Annotated in this window: 10 protein-coding genes; 9 read left to right on the top strand and 1 reads right to left on the bottom strand. The window is 73.4% G+C overall.

Annotated elements, in window-relative coordinates; translation table 11 throughout:
- Positions 1-86 precede the first annotated feature (86 nt).
- From ACFVXG_RS29880 to ACFVXG_RS29840, 9 genes are all read left to right on the top strand, one after another.
- The gene (locus ACFVXG_RS29880; RefSeq protein WP_387931731.1) at positions 87-290 is read left to right on the top strand and encodes a hypothetical protein; all 204 of its coding nucleotides are present in this window, start codon (positions 87-89) and stop codon (positions 288-290) included.
- Positions 291-375: 85 nt separating this feature from the next.
- Positions 376-2,364, top strand: coding sequence for a molecular chaperone HtpG (gene htpG, locus ACFVXG_RS29875; RefSeq protein WP_387931729.1), 1,989 nt, complete (start codon positions 376-378; stop codon positions 2,362-2,364).
- A 207-nt stretch (positions 2,365-2,571) separates the two neighbouring features.
- Positions 2,572-3,942, top strand: coding sequence for a lipase family protein (locus ACFVXG_RS29870; protein WP_387931728.1), 1,371 nt, complete (start codon positions 2,572-2,574; stop codon positions 3,940-3,942).
- 211 nt (positions 3,943-4,153) lie between these two features.
- Positions 4,154-4,567 (top strand): hypothetical protein, encoded by a 414-nt coding sequence (locus ACFVXG_RS29865; protein ID WP_387931726.1) that lies wholly within the window; start codon positions 4,154-4,156, stop codon positions 4,565-4,567.
- A gap of 198 nt (positions 4,568-4,765) precedes the next feature.
- Positions 4,766-5,212, top strand: a complete 447-nt coding sequence (locus ACFVXG_RS29860) for a CU044_2847 family protein (protein ID WP_387931724.1) — start codon at positions 4,766-4,768, stop codon at positions 5,210-5,212.
- Positions 5,209-6,219 carry a trypsin-like peptidase domain-containing protein gene (locus ACFVXG_RS29855; RefSeq protein ID WP_387931723.1) on the top strand — a complete coding sequence of 337 codons (1,011 nt, stop codon included), beginning with the start codon at positions 5,209-5,211 and terminating at the stop codon, positions 6,217-6,219. The genes ACFVXG_RS29860 and ACFVXG_RS29855 overlap by 4 nt, the downstream gene beginning before the upstream one ends.
- Entirely contained in the window at positions 6,216-7,751 is a 1,536-nt protein-coding gene (locus ACFVXG_RS29850) for a hypothetical protein (RefSeq protein WP_387931721.1), read from the top strand. The genes ACFVXG_RS29855 and ACFVXG_RS29850 overlap by 4 nt, the downstream gene beginning before the upstream one ends.
- 124 nt (positions 7,752-7,875) lie before the next feature.
- Positions 7,876-8,949 (top strand): AAA family ATPase, encoded by a 1,074-nt coding sequence (locus tag ACFVXG_RS29845; protein ID WP_387931719.1) that lies wholly within the window; start codon positions 7,876-7,878, stop codon positions 8,947-8,949.
- A gap of 11 nt (positions 8,950-8,960) precedes the next feature.
- Positions 8,961-14,900, top strand: coding sequence for an SAV_2336 N-terminal domain-related protein (locus ACFVXG_RS29840; RefSeq protein ID WP_387931717.1), 5,940 nt, complete (start codon positions 8,961-8,963; stop codon positions 14,898-14,900).
- A 212-nt stretch (positions 14,901-15,112) separates the two neighbouring features.
- Here the strand turns inward: ACFVXG_RS29840 and ACFVXG_RS29835 are convergent, their stop codons facing one another.
- On the bottom strand, positions 15,113-15,952 hold the full coding sequence (locus tag ACFVXG_RS29835; protein ID WP_387931715.1) for a 2OG-Fe(II) oxygenase family protein: 840 nt from the start codon (positions 15,950-15,952) through the stop codon (positions 15,113-15,115).
- Between the last annotated feature and the right edge of the window lie 21 nt (positions 15,953-15,973).

Raw genomic sequence — 15,973 nt, 5'->3', positions numbered from 1 at the left:
ATGGTGCCTGGCCCGCTGACCTCGTCATTTGACGGGGGTCGTCAATCGGCGGGACCGGCGGGGCGGCCGTGCGGCACGGTGGGCGCATGAACGCACTGCACCAGCACCTCCTGGACAGCTACCGGGCCGCCCAGCACGCCGAACCGGCCCCGCCCGCACCCGGCACCCACGACCTCGCGGTGCTCCGGGCGGCCCGTGAGCACCGCCGCTTCGAAGCGGTCGTCGCCGGCCGCCCGACCCCCGGCCGCCTGCGCTTCGCCTTCCGCCGCTGGCTGAGCGCCCAGGGCTGACGGGGGTTGAGCAGGGGCTGACGGGGGCCGGTGGCCTCCGTATCCTTGTCGCCACGTGCGTACGAACAGAATGGAGACACTTCCCGTGGGCAGCCCGACCGAGACGCTGGAGTTCCAGGCGGAGACCCGCCAGCTGCTGCAGCTGGTGATCCACTCGATCTACTCGAACAAGGACATCTTCCTGCGCGAGTTGATCTCCAACGCCTCCGACGCCCTCGACAAGCTCCGCCTGGAATCCCTCACCGACACCGACCTCGCGGCCGACACCTCGGACCTGCACATCACCCTGGAGGTGGACCGGCAGGCCCGCACGTTGACGGTGCGGGACAACGGCATCGGGATGACCCGCGAGGACGTCGTCGAGCTGATCGGCACCATCGCGAAGTCCGGCACCGCCGGCCTGCTGGCCAAGATCAAGGAGGCCAAGGACGCGGAAGCGGCGCAGAACCTGATCGGTCAGTTCGGCGTCGGCTTCTACTCGGCGTTCATGGTCGCCGACAAGGTCACCCTGCAGACCCGCCGGGCCGGCACCGAGCAGGGCACCGCGTGGGAGTCCGACGGCGAGGGCAGCTACACGATCGGGCTGGCCGACGGCCTGCCGGTGGGCACCTCGGTCACGCTGCACCTCAAGCCGGCGGACGGCGAGGACGGGCTCGGCGACTACCTCGCGGGGTGGAAGATCCGCCAGATCGTCAAGCAGTACTCGGACTTCATCCGCTGGCCCATCCGGATGGCCGCCGAGCCTGCCGCCGTCCCCGCCGCCGAAGCCGCCGCCGACGGTGCCGAATCCGATGCCGGTGCCGATGCCGTGGACGAGGCGGTCGACGGCGCCCCCGCCGCGCCGGAGACGCTGAACTCGATGAAGGCCCTGTGGGCCCGCCCGCGCAGCGAGGTGACCGAGGCCGAGTACCACGAGTTCTACCAGCAGATCACCCACGACTGGCAGCCCCCGGCCGAGACCATCCACATGCGCGCCGAGGGCACCTTCGAGTACGAGGCGCTGCTGTTCATCCCGGCCCAGGCCCCGTTCGACCTGTTCTCCCGCGACACCAAGCGGGGCGTGCAGCTGTACGTCAAGCGCGTGTTCATCATGGACGACTGCGAAGCGCTCATGCCGAACTACCTGCGCTTCGTCAAGGGGGTCGTCGACGCCCACGACCTGTCGCTGAACGTCTCCCGCGAGATCCTGCAGCACGACCGCCAGATCACCGCGGTCCGCCGGCGCCTCGTCAAGAAGGTCCTCGCCGCCCTCAAGGACATGCAGGCCAAGAACGCCGACGCCTACACCACGGCGTGGGAGCAGTTCGGCCGGGTGATCAAGGAAGGCCTGCTCGAGGACCGCGACAACACGGACGCGCTGCTGCAGCTGGTCTCGGCCGCCTCCACCCACGATGCGCAGCAGGAGACCACGCTGCGCGAGTACGTCGCGCGGATGAAGGACGGCCAGGACACCATCTACTACCTGACCGGCGAGAACCGCCAGATGGTGGAGAACTCCCCGCACATGGAGGCCTTCACGGCCAAGGGCTACGAGGTCCTGATCCTCACCGACCCCGTCGACGAGGTCTGGACCGACCAGGTCCCCGCCTTCGAGGGCCACCGCTTCCAGTCCATCGCCAAGGGCCAGGTCGACCTCGGCGACGACACCGACGCCGACGGCGGTGACGAGGCGAAGGCGGAGAAGGCCCGGCGCGAGGAGGACTTCGCCGACCTCCTCGGCTGGCTGCGGACCACCCTGGCCGAGCACGTCAAGCAGGTCCGCCTCTCCACCCGGCTCACCACCTCCGCCGCGTGCCTGGTCGGCGACGCCCAGGACCTGACCCCCACCCTGGAGAAGATGTACCGGGCCATGGGCCAGGACCTCCCCGCGGTGAAGCGGATCCTCGAGCTCAACCCCACCCACCCCCTCATCACCGCGCTGCACCAGGCCCACCGGGCGAAGTCCGACGATCCGGCCCTCACCGACATCGCCGAACTCGTCCACGGCAGCGCCCTGCTGGCCGAGGGCGGCGACCTGCCCGACCCGGCGCGCTTCACCCGGCTGCTGACGGACCACCTCACCCACAGCCTGTAACCCCCGGCGGGTACGCACCCACCGCGCGGCGGCCGCCGCGCGGTGGGTCACTTTGTGACCAGTCACAACCCGTGTCGCTAATTTTTGTGGCCCGACCCGGGGACAATGTGACGGGTCACCGACATGATGTTCTCCGGGGCGCCGGCTACTAGTTGGTAACCCGCGCTCTTCGACGGACCATCAGGACTTCCACGACCCGGGGGAACCATGCGCAAGTGCACGTCCCGGCTGCTCGCCGCCGCCGTCACCGCCGCCCTGGCCGCCACCGCCACGGCCGTCACCGCCGGCCCGGCCGCAGCGGCCGCGCGCTCCGCCGCCACGAGCCCCGCCGCCACGAGCTCCGCCGCCGCGAGCGACCCGTTCTACTCCTACGACGGCAGCACGCCGCTGGCCTCGCTCGCGCCGGGCACCGTGCTCAAGACGCGGACGCTGCCGTACCACGTGCTGGGGCTGCCCACCCCCGTGACGGCGGTCCAACTGCTCTACCGCACCACCGACGCGCAGGGGCGCCCGGCCGCCAACGTCACCACCGTGGTGCGCAGCTTGACCGGAGACAGCAGCAAGGCCGTGTCGTACCAGTCCTTCTACGACTCGCTCAACCCGGCCGACAGCCCCTCCCGGGCGGTGGCCGGCGACGTCAGCATCGGCGGCTTGATCCCCCACGTCGAGGCGGTCTTCCTGGTGCCCGTGCTCGCCCAGGGCTACGCCGTGGTGATCCCCGACACCGAGGGCCAGAGCGCCGACCTCGCGACCGGGCCGGAGTACGGGACCAACACCCTGGACTCGATCCGGGCCGCCACCAGGTCCGCGGCGACCGGCCTGGACTCCGACACCCGCTTCGGGCTGATGGGGTACTCCGGCGGCGCCGTCGCCACCAACTGGGCGGCCGCGCTCGCGCCGGGCTACGCGCCCGAGGTGAACGCCAAGCTGGTCGGCTACACCGAGGGCGGGCTGCTGGTCGACCCGGCGCACAACCTCAAGTACGTGGACGGCTCGCTGGTGTGGAGCGGGATCACCCCGCTGGCCTTGATCGGGGCCTCGCGCTCCTTCGGCATCGACCTCACGCCCTACCTGAGCGACTACGGCCTCTCGGTCTACCGGCAGTTGGAGCACGGCTCGATCGTCGACGCCCTGGGCCACTACCCCGGGCTGACCTGGAAGGCGATGGCCAAGCCCCAGTACGCCGACCCGAACTCCGTGCCGGAATTCGTCGAGTCGGTCAACCGGAACAACCTCGGCTCGGCCCCCACCCCGACCGTGCCCGCCTCCATCGCCCAGGGCAACGGCGGCGTCTTCGAGGGCACCTTCGCCAACCCGGCCGGCATCGGCACGGGCGACGGCGTGGCGGTCGCCGGGGACGTGCGGGCGCTCGCCCGGCAGTACTGCGCGACCGGCACCAGTCCGGTTGCGTACCAGCAGTACGACCTCCTCAGCCACTTCGGCGTCCCCGTCGTCTGGGCCCCGACGGCCCTCGGCTGGCTGAACGACCGCTTCGCGGGCCACCCGGCTCCCTCCGACTGCGGGAACATCCCGGCCGGCAACTCCCTCGCCCCGGAACAGGCGGTGCCGAGCCACTGACCCGCTGAGCCGCTGAGCCGAGCCACTGACGCGACGCCCGGGCCGCTGACCCGCCGCCCGGGCGTTGCCCGTTGGCCTCTTCGTGTACACGCGCGCTTGTTACCATCGCGGCTCGCGCGGCCGCGTGGGGGACCGTGTACGGGGAGACGGAGCGAGAGCCATGAGCGTGCCCACTGAAGTGTCGAAGTTCCGCCTGGGCCACCGAACGAGCATGACCCGCACCGAGGGGGTGCGGAGCACGACCTACAACTCGCAGTGGCGCCTGTTCCCGCTCGGCGCGAGCCGGCGCCCGGAGTCGGGCTCCGTCGTCGTCGAGACGTTCTGCGGAGACTGCCGCGGTCCCGTCAGGGTGGTGGTGGAATCCGTGCCGACCGCCGTGCAGAAGCAGCGGACCCGCAGCACGTTCGGCTGGCTCCTGCTCGCGGCGGGGATCCTCCTCGTCGTCCTCGCCGGCGTCATCGGCGGCGGCGGCGCCGGTGCGGGCCTGTCGGGTGTGTCCGGCGTGCTGGCCGTGCTCTTCAGCTTCGGTGTGCGCAGCGCCGGAAAGTCGTATTCGGGCGTCCGCCTGGACCGCAGCCAGCCCGCCACCACCACGCACACCCCGCACCGGATCTTCGACCGCTGACACCGCTGCCACTGCCGGCCCGCAGCCCGAGGTGTCCGACCCCGTAACGGTGGGTTGCGCGGTGGTCGCGGTATTGTGGCGCGCGCAGAAAGGGGCGGTCGCGGTCGGCAACAGCGCTTCGGTGGTGCGGAACTGACGCACGGTGCGGACCGGTGGTCGCGGCGGGTACGGGGTTCGGACGTTCGGGAGGGGAGCGGCGTGGCCGGGGACGTGACGGTGGAGACGATCGACCTGGGGGACGGCACCACGGTGCGGGCCGAGGTGATCGGCGAGGTGGGCTTCGCCGCGGCCGGGGGTGAGGACGAGTTCGGCGACGTGGGGCTGCGGGACCGGGCCGCCCGGGTCGGCTCGGCGGTGGCGCTGTCGCTGGACCAGGTGCGCGGCACGGTGCAGGGCATCGGCCGCTGGGCGGCGGAGACGATCACCCAGGGCGGGGCCGGGGCGCCGGACTCCTTCGAGGTCGAGTTCGGGCTCAAACTGGCCGTGAAGTCCGGGCAGTTGCTCGGGATCATCGCGGAAGCCGGGAGCGAGGCGGGGCTGACCGTCAAGCTCTCCTGGGACCTCGCGGCGCGCCGGGAACGGGCGGGCGGCGCGGTGGGCGCAGGAGACGGTGCCGAGGCCGCCACCCCTGCTGCCGCGGAGTGACCGGCCCGCACCTCGACCGGGCCCGCGCCGAGGAGTTGCGCCGCTGCACCGTCCGGATCGAGACGGCGAAGGGCTTCCGGGGCAGCGGCTTCCTGGTCGCCCCGGGGCTGGTGGTGACCTGCGCGCACGTCGTGCTCGACGACCGGCGCCTGGTCGGCGACGTGGTGGTGCGGCACGAGGGGAGCGCGTACCCGGTGCCGCGCGGCGCCATCCGGGCCGAGCCCGACAGCGGGGGCGGCGGCGACTTCGAACCGTTCCCCGACCTCGCGCTGCTCGACGTCCCGGCGGCGGCCGGCTCCGGTCACCCGGTGGCCCCGCTGGCGGGCGCCGAGGCGGAGCCGGGGACGTGGCTGACCGCCCTGGGCTACTCCAGGTCCACGCCCTCCCCGGGCGCCGACATCGACACCGTCGGGCTCCAAGTCGTCGGCCGTTCGGGCGAGTTCATCGGCGTGACCGGCTTCGTGCAGGTCGGTTTCAGCGGCAGCATGCTGGTCGGGCCGGACGGGCTGGTGCGCGGCGTACTCAAGGGCAGCCGCTCGTACAAGCAGGACCTGGGCGGCTGGTACGTGCCGCTGGCCGCGCTGCTCGCCTTCCTCGGCCCGGAAGTTCGGACGGCGGCAGCGGCGGCGGACGAACCACCGGCGGACGAACCACCGGTGCCGGACGAACCGCCGCCCACCGACGCCGACTTGGTGACGGCGCTGATGGCCGTCCCGCACACCGCGCGCGCCGACGGGCGGTTCGACCTGCTGGAGCGGATGGGCGAACACCTCGGCCTGCCGCACCCGTTCGAGGCCGAGGAACGCTCCGACCGCCGCGACCACCTGTTCCGCATCGTGCGCCGCTGCCGCCACCACCGCGACGCCCCGGCGGCGCTGCGGGCGCTGTATACGGCACTGGAGGAACTCGCCCCGTACGACGGCGCGTTGGAGCAGCTCCGGGCCGTGGTCGGCCGGGCCGCCGGGGGCTGGCCCGCGGACGGTCGGGGGGAGCGGGCGGGCCGATGAGCGCAGGGGCGTACGGCGGCGGACCCCCGTGGGCCGCCGGCGAACCGGGGCCGCACCTCGCCGTCCCGTTCGAGGCGGCCGAGGGCCTGCTGGCCGAGATCCTGTTCGACTTCCAGGGGGTCTCCCGGAAGGAGTTCCGGCAGGCCGTGCTGGAGACGATGGGCCGCTCCCCGTCGTCCAAGCTCTTCCACCTGGACGTCAAGGAGGCCGACACCGCGCGCGAGCACGTCCGGGAGATCCTGCGCGGCATCCGCTGCTCCCGCGACCCCCGGGCGGTGCTCCGCTCGCTCGGCGAGGCGCTCAGGGAGCACGCCCCGTACGACGGCGCGCTGCCCTGGCTGCAGTTGGTGGTGCTGGCGCTGACCGCCGACACCGGTCTGTCGGCCGGCCTCCTGCTGCGCGTCATCGCCCTGCTGCGCACCCTGGGGCCGGCGCTCGCCCCGCGGCGGCTGCGCCTCCACGTGCCCCAGGACGCGCCCGGCCGCAACCTGATCGACGAGGGGACGACCCTGCCGGAGGTCCTCGCGCGGCTGCTGGACCAGTTCGGCGGCCCGGACGCCGGCTACGCCCTGTCCTTCCTGGACGGCCTGGCGCGCGATCAGGAGCTGCTGCTCCAGCACCCCCGACTCGCCGAACTGGGCGCCCTGGTGGGCAGCGTCCCGGTCGCCCGCCCCGCGCTCCGGCCGGAGGCGCCCGGCCGCCTGATCGTGCAGATCCGGCTGGAACCGGAGACCGCGGAGCACATCGAGGCGAGCCGCTACCACCTCCGGGCGTCCTGCTACCGGCAGCCGCTGGCCGGCGGGCCGATCGAACGCCTCCACGACCTGGCCGCCACCGACTCGCTCGCCCTGGAGGACCTGGTCGCGGCCGGCAGCGCCCGACTGGCCGGCTGGCAGACGTTGCTCTCCGAGCTGGGCCGGAGCAAGCGCAGCCCGGTCCGGATCGAGTTCCTGCTGCCCCGGGAACTGCTCGGCCACAGCGCCGACCTGTGGTCCCCGACCCCCGACCGGCACCGGATCGGCATCGGACTGCTGCACCCGGTGGTGGTCCGCTACCTGGACCGCTACATCAACCCGTGGCTGCAGACCGAGGCCTGGTACGAACGGTCGGAGCACCTGTTCGCCGACACCCTCGACTGCGAGCCCGCCGACCGGATCGGCTGGCCGCCCCTGCACCCCGAGCGGGTCGCCGACCTGCCCGGCTGGCTCGGCGGCCGCCCCACCGTGGCCTGCCTCGGCCTCGACACCCCGTACGACGAACTCGACCCCCGGGTGCGCGCGGCCGTGCTGGACGCCGTGGAGGTCGACGGCGTCCCCGCCATGCTGTGGCGCCGCGCCCCCGGCGCCCCGACCGACGTGGTCGACGCCCTGCGCCGCGACCGCCCGCGCTCCCTGGCCCACCTGCCGGAGGCCGTCCACCGGCACCGCAAGCTGACCCGGGCGGCGCCGACGCAGGACGGCGTCACCCTCTTCTGGGACGATCCGAACTGCATGGACCCGGACCAGGACGCCGGGTTTCCGGGGATGGTGTGAGGCGGATGGACAGCGGTGGCGCGGGAATCAACGGCGCAGGAACCAACGGCACGGCAAGCCACCGCACGGGCGACAGCCGAGCGGAGAACGATGGAGCGGAACCGATGAGGACGAGGCGGTAACGATGCCCGAGAACTGGTGGATCTACCGGGGCACCGGCGTGCCCCACGACGGCATCGCCGCGCTCCCGCCCGCCCCCGCCTGGCGCTCCTTCGGCGACTGGGTCGACAGCGACGCGGAACTGCCGCCGCCCCCGGCCGACGAGGCCGCCGGCCTGACGGCCCGCCGGCTCGGCCGGGCCCGGCAGGCCACCGCCTACCAGGCCGACGAACGCGAGGTCCACCTCGTCAACCTGGCCCTCCACCTGCGCCGCCCGCTGCTGATCACCGGCAAGCCCGGCGTCGGCAAGTCCACCCTCGCCTACGCCGTCGCGCACGAGCTGGGGCTCGGCCCGGTGCTGCGCTGGCCGATCAGCAGCCGCTCCACCCTGCGCGACGGCCTCTACACCTACGACGCCATCGGCCGACTCCACGAGGCCGGCCTGCACGCGCCGCAGGACGGCACCGACCGACGGCCGCCCGCCATCGGCCAGTTCCTGCGCCTCGGCCCGCTCGGCACCGCCCTGCTGCCCTGGCGCACCCCCCGCGTCGTCCTGATCGACGAGATCGACAAGAGCGACATCGACCTGCCCAACGACCTCCTGAACGTCTTCGAGGAGGGCGAGTTCGAGATCCCCGAGCTCCAGCGCCTCGGCCCCGGCCCGCAGGAGGTCGCCGTCGCCGACCCCGGCCGCCGGGCCGTCGTCCGCGGCGGCCACGTGCGCTGCGCCCACTTCCCGCTGGTCGTCCTCACCAGCAACGGCGAGCGGGAGTTCCCCTCCGCCCTGCTGCGCCGCTGCGTCCGCCTGGAGATCCAGCCGCCCACCGAGGAACGGCTGGCCGCCATGGTCGCCGCCCACCTCGGCGAGGACGGCAGCCAGGACGGCAGTCAGGACGGCAGCCGGGACGGCACCGCGGACGGGTCCCAACGCGCCGCGCTGATCACCGAGTTCCTGCGCCGCCAACGCGAGGACGGCGCCGACCTCGCCAACGACCAACTGCTCAACGCGCTGCTGATGGCCGAGCGCGGCCTGTGGGGCAGCGGACCGGGGCGCGACGTCATCCACGACGTCCTGCTGCGCCCGCTCAACGAGAACTGAGGCGGCGGCCGGTGGACGGGTTCGGTACGGACCGGGAGACGGCGGCGCGCGCCGCGCTGCGGCAGGCGCTGGCCGCACTCGTCGCACCCGAGGACGGCGCGCCGCAGCCGCAGGACCTCGCCGACGTGCTGTGGATCTCCCGGCTCGCCGGCCTCGACCCCCTGCCCGACGCCGACGCCCATACCGACGCCGACCCGGAGTCGCCGGCCGACCGCCCCGCGCCCGCGACCGCCCCGCCCCCGGACCCGGACGACGCCGACCCCCGACCGGACCACCGCCGCGCCACCGATCCCGGCCCGCCCGGACCGCCCGCACCCACCACCCCGCAGCCCGACCCCAAGGTCGAACTGCACCCCCGCCGCGCCCCCGCCCACCCCGCCCACCCCGACCGCCCGGGCGACCCCGCCCGCGGTGGCGAGGTCGTCCAGGTCACCCGGCCCACCGCCCTGCCCGGCGCCCTCGCCATCGCCCGCGCCCTGCGGCCGCTGCGCCGACCGCTCACCCGACGGCCCGGCGGCCGGAGGCCGTTGCACCTCGACGAGGAGGCGACGGCCGAGGCCACCGCCGAGGCCGGCGTGCTGCTCCCGGTCTGGCAGCGGACCAGGCCCCGCTACTCGGTCGACCTGCTGGTCGACACCGGCGCCACCATGGCCGTCTGGCACGACCTGGCCGGCGAACTCGCCACCCTGCTGGAGCGCCACGGCGCCTTCGAGGAGGTGCGCACCTGGTCCCTCGACACCGACCGGGAGACCCCGCACCTCACCCCCTTCCGGCGCCGCCGCACCGCCGCACCACCGCCCGCCACCCCCGACCGGAACTGGTCCCGCCCGCTCGCCGACCCGCACGGGCGCCGCATCCTGTTCGTCCTCACCGACGGCGTCGGACCGGCCTGGTACGGGCCCGAGCTGGTGCCCTTCCTGGCCCGCGCAGCCACCGCCGGACCGGCCGCCGCCCTCCAGGTGCTGCCCCGCCGGCTCTGGCACCGGACGGCGCTGCGCCCCGCCCCGGTCGAGGCCCGGGCCGCCACCCACGGCCGGCCCGTCCCCGTCCTGCGCACCGAGGCCACCCTGCCCGGCATCCCGCGCGGCCGGGCAGGCGAACCGGCGCGGGCCGCGGTGGGCTGGCTGCCGGTCCTGGAGATCGACGCCGACTGGCTCGCCCCCTGGGCCGACCTCACGGCGGGCCGCACCACCGGCTGGACGCCCATGCTCGCCGCGCCGCTCAGCGGAGTGCCCCGACCACCGCGCCCGCGCACCAGGGACACGGCCCCGCGCCCGCCCGCCGACCGGGTCGCCGCCTTCCGGGCCGGCAGCTCCCCGAACGCCTACCGGCTCGCCTGCCACCTGGCGGCGGCGCCGCTCAGCCTGCCCGTGATGCGACTGGTCCAGCGGGCGACCGTACCGGCCTCGGGACAGCGGGAGCTGGCGGAGCTCTTCCTGTCCGGGCTGATCGAGGTACGGGAGAAGGCCGTCGACCCGGACGAGGTGGTGTACGACTTCGTCGACGGCGTCCGGGAGGAACTCCTCGGGGAACTGACCCGCACCGAGTCGGTCCGGGTGCTGGAACACGTCCTCGCCAAGGTCTCGGGCCGGGTCGCCGCGACCTTCGGCGGAACACTCGATTTCCGCGCCCTCGCGGCCGCGACCGAGGACTCACGGCACCGACTGCCGGAGCGCAGTCGGCCGTTCGCGGAGGTCGCGGCGACGGTGCTGGCCGGGGCGGGCGGTCAACATGCCTCGATCGCACGGCACTTGAGCGGCAAGGCGGACGGCGCCAAGCCGGCGATCCGGCGGGAGCTGCTGAGTCCGGCGCCGCCGATCGTCAGCCCGCCGGACCCGCCGCGCATGATCGGGCGGGGCCAGGAGCTCGCCCGGCTCGTCCAGGCCTGCGCGCCGGGCGGCGCGCAGACCCGGCCGGTGGTGGTCGAGGCCGCCCCGGGCATGGGCAGACGCCGACTCGTCCAGGAGTACGTCCAGTCGTACGGCGACCGCCACTCCTTCGTCCACTGGATCAACGGGCGGACGGCGGACGGGCTGACGACCGGGTTCGAGCGGCTGCGGTCCGCCCTCGGGGCCGGGCCCGACACCCCCCTGGACGAGGTGCTCGGAGGCCACCTGGACTGGCTGATCGTCGTGGACGCCCTGCGGCCGGGCTCCGGCTTCCCCCGTGAGCTCTCCGCGCTGCTCACCGCCAGGTCGGGCCGCCTGATCGTCAACGTCAACTCACGGGAGGGAATGCGCTTCCTCGACTCCGCGCGGACCATCACCCTCGGCTTCCTCACCGAGGCCGAACTGCGCGAGGAGATCCGCCACCGCCTCGGCGACGCCTACCAACGGATCGAGCACGCCCAGGAGTTCCAGCACCTGCTCGACCGGATGCCCCGGCGCCCGGACGAGCTGGCGACCTGGCACCTCGACGAGAAACTGGCCGTCCTCACCGGGGCCTCGGGGTCGGGGGACTCCTACTCCAACGTCCGCAGCTTCCGGCTGCCCAGCCCGGCCCTGGCGATGGCACTGATGCCGACCGATGAGGGAGGTTACCTTGCCGTCTTCGGTGTGGATCGGCTGGTTCGCAACATCGACGTGACGACCGGCCAGGAGATCGAGCCGGCGTTCGAGCTTGAGGACTCCGGCACCGAGTTCGTCGCGATGGCCGGACTTCGCGACCGGATGTTCGTACTTTGCACTGCGGACTCCGATGCCGGATTCGCCTTCTGGGATCCCCAAGGCGGCGGCTTCGCGGCAGGTGAGCGGGGATATCCCGAGCCGCCGGTGGCAATGGCCCGATTCGTCCACACCGACGGAAACGTGTACATCTGGACCTCGTACGTCGACGGCCGCATGCGGATCTGGGACGCGCGGACCGACGGTGTGATTCTGGAGCTGCCCGGTCTGCCTGGCAGCGACCGTTCCTGGGCGATGACCACGCAACCCCAGCCGGACGGGCCCTCTCTCCTGATCGGCGTCGACCCCACCGGACGGCTGCACCGCTGGCAGCCCGAAGACCCCACCACCGTCGAGTCCTTCGCCGCCGCCGTGGTTGACCCCGGCCGGGCGCGGACGATCGTCGGGATCACCGGCGACGAGACCCGCTGCGTGTTCGCCTCGATCGGCGACCGGGACACCCACGTCCACATCTGGGAGTTCGAGGGCCGCTGGCGCAGGGATCACCGCCCCGAGGCCGAACAGCCGCTGCTCGCCCGCCGCTTCCGCCTCATCGAGCGGATCGCCCAGGGGCGGCAGAGCGAGATCTGGCGGGCCCGGGACGAACGGGACGGCACGACCGTCGCGGTCAAGACCTTCGACCGGGAGCGCCTGCCCGGCGCCCTGGAGGCGGAGCCGTTCCTGGAGCAGGCCGGGCGGCTCGCCCTGCTCGACCACCCCGGCATCGTCGCCTGCCGGACCTCGGGAGTCGACGCCGAACGCGCCTACCTGGTCATGGAGTTCATCGACGGCCCGGACCTGCGGTCCGTGCTCGACGGGGAACCGCTGCCCCCGCACGGGGCTGCCTCGATCGCCCACGACGTGGCCGTGGCGCTCACCTACCTGCACGGTTACGGGATCGCCCACGGCAGGGTCGAACCCGCCAACATCCTCATCCGCCCGGACGGCACCCCGGCCCTCTGCGACTTCAGGATCGACTTCACCGGGGCCGGCACGGCGAACCCGGCCGACGACCTCCACGCCCTCGGCAACCTCCTCCAGGAGACCGGCGTCCCCGAACCCCTGCAAGGACTCGTCCTCGAGCTTCTGCACCCGGACCCGCGCCGACGGCCGTCCGCCGCCGAGGTCGCCCTGCGCATCGAATCCTCGGGCGCCCTGCGGCAGCCCGACCGCGCGACGCCACCACCACTGCGGTTCACCCTGCTCGGAGAGGTGCGTGCCTGGCGCGGGGACGAGCCGGTGGAGCTCGGGCCGCCGGAGCGGAAGGCGGTGCTCGCTGCTCTGCTGAGGTACCGCGGGCGCCCGGTCCGGGCCGAGGTACTGGTCGAGGCGGTCCGGCCGCAGCACACTTCGTCCACTCGTGAGATCGACGAAGTGTGGTTCCATGTCCAGGAGTTGGAACGGGTGCTCAATACCTCACCGGCCCCTCGCGAGGTGCTGGAGGAGCTGGCGGACGGTCACACCTGGGTCCTGAACGTCACCTCCGAGCAGATCGACACCGTGCTGTTCGAGCGGTCCCTGGAGCAGGCAGAGGCGGCGATGTCGGCCGGCGGCCGGGCGGCAGCCCGCCTGCACGCCCTGGAAGCCCTCGCCCTCTGGCAGGGCCCGCCGCTGGCCGACCTGCCGGGGCCGTCGGCGGAGCTGGAGCGAACACGGCTCAGCCAACTGCACTACCGTGTCAAGGAGTTGATCCGTGATACCGAGCCGTTGACGCGCCCCGGAGACGCCCGCCTCAGCTACCAGCTGCTCGGCCCGCTGCGCGTCCGGCGGGACGGGGTGGCGCGGCCCGTCGGCTCGCCGGAGCAGCAGGCCGTACTCGTCGCCCTCCTGCTGCACGCCCCGGCACCGGTGCCGATCGCCAGCCTGGTCAACGCCGTCTTCGGCGACCTGCCACCGGCCGAGGCCATGGCCTCGGTGCGCACCTGCGTCTCCCAGTTGCGCCACGTCCTGGGCGATGGCACCCAGCCGCGGGGCGCGGTCGACATCCTCCAGTCGGTGAGCGACGGCTACCTGCTGACCGTTGAGCCGGGCTCGGTCGACGTGACCGTCTTCGAGCAGCGCGTGGCCGATGCCGCGCAGGCGCAGGAGGCCGGAGACCTGTCCGCGGCGCACGAGCTGCTGCGGTCCGCCCTCGTTCTCTGGGAGGGGCTCGCGCTGGACGGCGTTCCCGGGCCCTACGCCTCCTGGGAGCGCACGCGGCTGACCGAGCGGATGAGGGCGGCTGTCGAGGATATGTACGTGACCGGGCTGGCGCTCGGACGGCACCGGGAGTTCCTGAGGGAACTCGAACAACTCGTCGCCGACGATCCGTTGCGCGAGCGACTGTGCGCACTGCTGATGCTCGCCCAGTACCGCTGCGGGCTGCCGGGCGAGGCGATCGAGGCCTACCGGCGGCTCCAGGGTCGGCTGAGCGAGGAGTTCGGCATCGAGCCGGGCCCGGCCGTAAAGAGGCTGCACCGGATGATCCAAGCGGCCGACCCCGAACTCGACCGGCCCGGCCGGGCCGAGGCGCTCCTCGTGCCGCAGGGCGGAACGGCCACCCCCGCCGGGGTGGCCGCCGACCGGCTGCCGCGCGGGGACGCCCCGCAGGGCGTGGCCATCGGGCTGGACGTCGCCGAACAGGAACCGGTGTTCGTCGACTTCGAGACCGATCCGCTGTTCGCCGTGTTCGGCGACGCCGGATCGGGGAAGACCGCGCTGCTCCGGCTGCTGGTCAAGCAGCTCACCGAGCGCTACACCTCGGACGAGGTGGGCTTCCTGGTGTTCGACTTCCGCCGCACGCTGCGCGACCTGCTGCGGCCCGACTACCTCGTCCACTACGCGTCGAGCGTGCCCGACCTGGAGGCCCTGGCCCGGATCATGCGGGTCGCTGTCGGCAGCCGTACGCCGCGCATCCACCGGACCTCGGTCGAGCGGCGGCGACAGAAGGACATCTTCCTCATCGTGGACGACTACGAACTCATCGCCGCGAACCTCGCCGAGGACCAGCCCGACCCACTGTCCTCCCTCGTCGAATTCCTCCCGCAAGCCCATGACTTGGGCGTGCGCGTGATCGTCGCCCGCCGCTGCGAGGGCGCCGGCCGCGCCCGCGCCACCGACCCGTTCCTCCGCGCGGTCTGCGACCTCGGCCCCCACGGCGTGGTCCTCCCCGGCCACGAGCAGGAAGGCCCCCTGCTGGGCTCCGTCACCCCCCGCCCGCTCCCCCCGGGCCGGGGAATCCAGGTGACCCCGTCCCGCCCGTCCGGAACAGTGATCCAGACCGGCTGGATGCCCAACGAAAGCGGCTGACACCCATGGACGACGATGTGCTCCAACCATTTTGAGCCGTCATGATCTTCGACTGGTACGACGGGCCCCTCGAAGGGGTCGCCCGGGTCGGAGGAGGAGTTCGGGGGCGTCGGAGTTCGACGGGACGGTGCGGTTCGAACACGACGGCTGTACGCGGTTCGAGCGTTCGGGCCGCTGGTCCGTCCCGTCGGACTTCTGACGGCCACGGGGGTTCAGAGCGCCGGGACGACGGGGAGCCCGAACATGCCCGGGTTGTTGCGGATCTTCTCCCGCAGGTCGACGGCCTCGGCCCCCGGCTCGGCCGTCCAGGCGTACACCGGCTCGGTGAGTTCGGGGTTCACGAAGTACATCAGGGCGGTGCGCTCCGGCAGGCGCAGGTTGCGGACCTGGTGGTAGAGGGCGGGGACGCGGCCGGCGGTGAGGTCGGTGAGGACCGAGCCGGGCATCAGGATGACCTCGTCGGGCGCGGTGTGCACCGGGCGGGGGTCGCCGTCGAGGAAGATTTCCAGGCCGGGGGCGGTGGCGTGGATGACGGTGACCAGGTGGCCGTCCTCGTGCCGGTCCTGGAGCAGGTCGCGGTCGGAGCCGGTGGCCGCGTAGTTGTTGAGCTGGAGGTAGGAGGCCGCCTCGAAGGCGGGTGCCTTGTGGCCGCCGAGCCGGGCGGCTATCTCGCCGACGGTGTCGGCGACCAGCCCGGCCAGGTGGCCGCGCCAGGCGAGCAGGGCGTCGGTGAGGGCCGGGAGCTCGGCGGCGTGGGGGATCAGGTCGAGGCGGTCGTGCCAGAGGGTGAAGCAGTCGTTGAGGTCGGGGCGGTCGGCGCGGACCGAGAACTCGCGGCCGAGCGGGCGGTAGCCGAAGTTGAAGTCCCCGGTCGAGTAGCGGAACTTCCGCTCCGTCGGCTGCCCGAAGAACGCCCGGCTCTCGCCGAGCGCCCGGTGCAGCAGGTGCTCCGCGCCGTCGCGGAGCGTGATCCGGGCGTAGCCGTCGCGCAGCAGATCGTCGGCGGCGTGCACGGCGACGTGGGTGGCGGCGTGCGTGGCAACGGTGTGCATGGTGCGTCTCTCCTCCGTACC

The organism is Kitasatospora sp. NPDC058162 (assembly GCF_042884005.1).
Lineage (GTDB): Bacteria > Actinomycetota > Actinomycetes > Streptomycetales > Streptomycetaceae > Kitasatospora.
This window is presented reverse-complemented; position numbering and strand designations above follow the sequence as displayed.

Bases quoted from the DNA above. Each gene is read 5' to 3' on its own strand.
- ACFVXG_RS29865 (WP_387931726.1), top strand. From the start codon at position 4,154: ATGACCCGCACCGAGGGGGTGCGGAGCACGACCTACAACTCGCAGTGG.
- ACFVXG_RS29880 (WP_387931731.1), top strand. From the start codon at position 87: ATGAACGCACTGCACCAGCACCTCCTGGACAGCTACCGGGCCGCCCAG.
- ACFVXG_RS29835 (WP_387931715.1), bottom strand. From the start codon at position 15,952: ATGCACACCGTTGCCACGCACGCCGCCACCCACGTCGCCGTGCACGCC.
- ACFVXG_RS29870 (WP_387931728.1), top strand. From the start codon at position 2,572: ATGCGCAAGTGCACGTCCCGGCTGCTCGCCGCCGCCGTCACCGCCGCC.
- ACFVXG_RS29845 (WP_387931719.1), top strand. From the start codon at position 7,876: ATGCCCGAGAACTGGTGGATCTACCGGGGCACCGGCGTGCCCCACGAC.
- ACFVXG_RS29850 (WP_387931721.1), top strand. From the start codon at position 6,216: ATGAGCGCAGGGGCGTACGGCGGCGGACCCCCGTGGGCCGCCGGCGAA.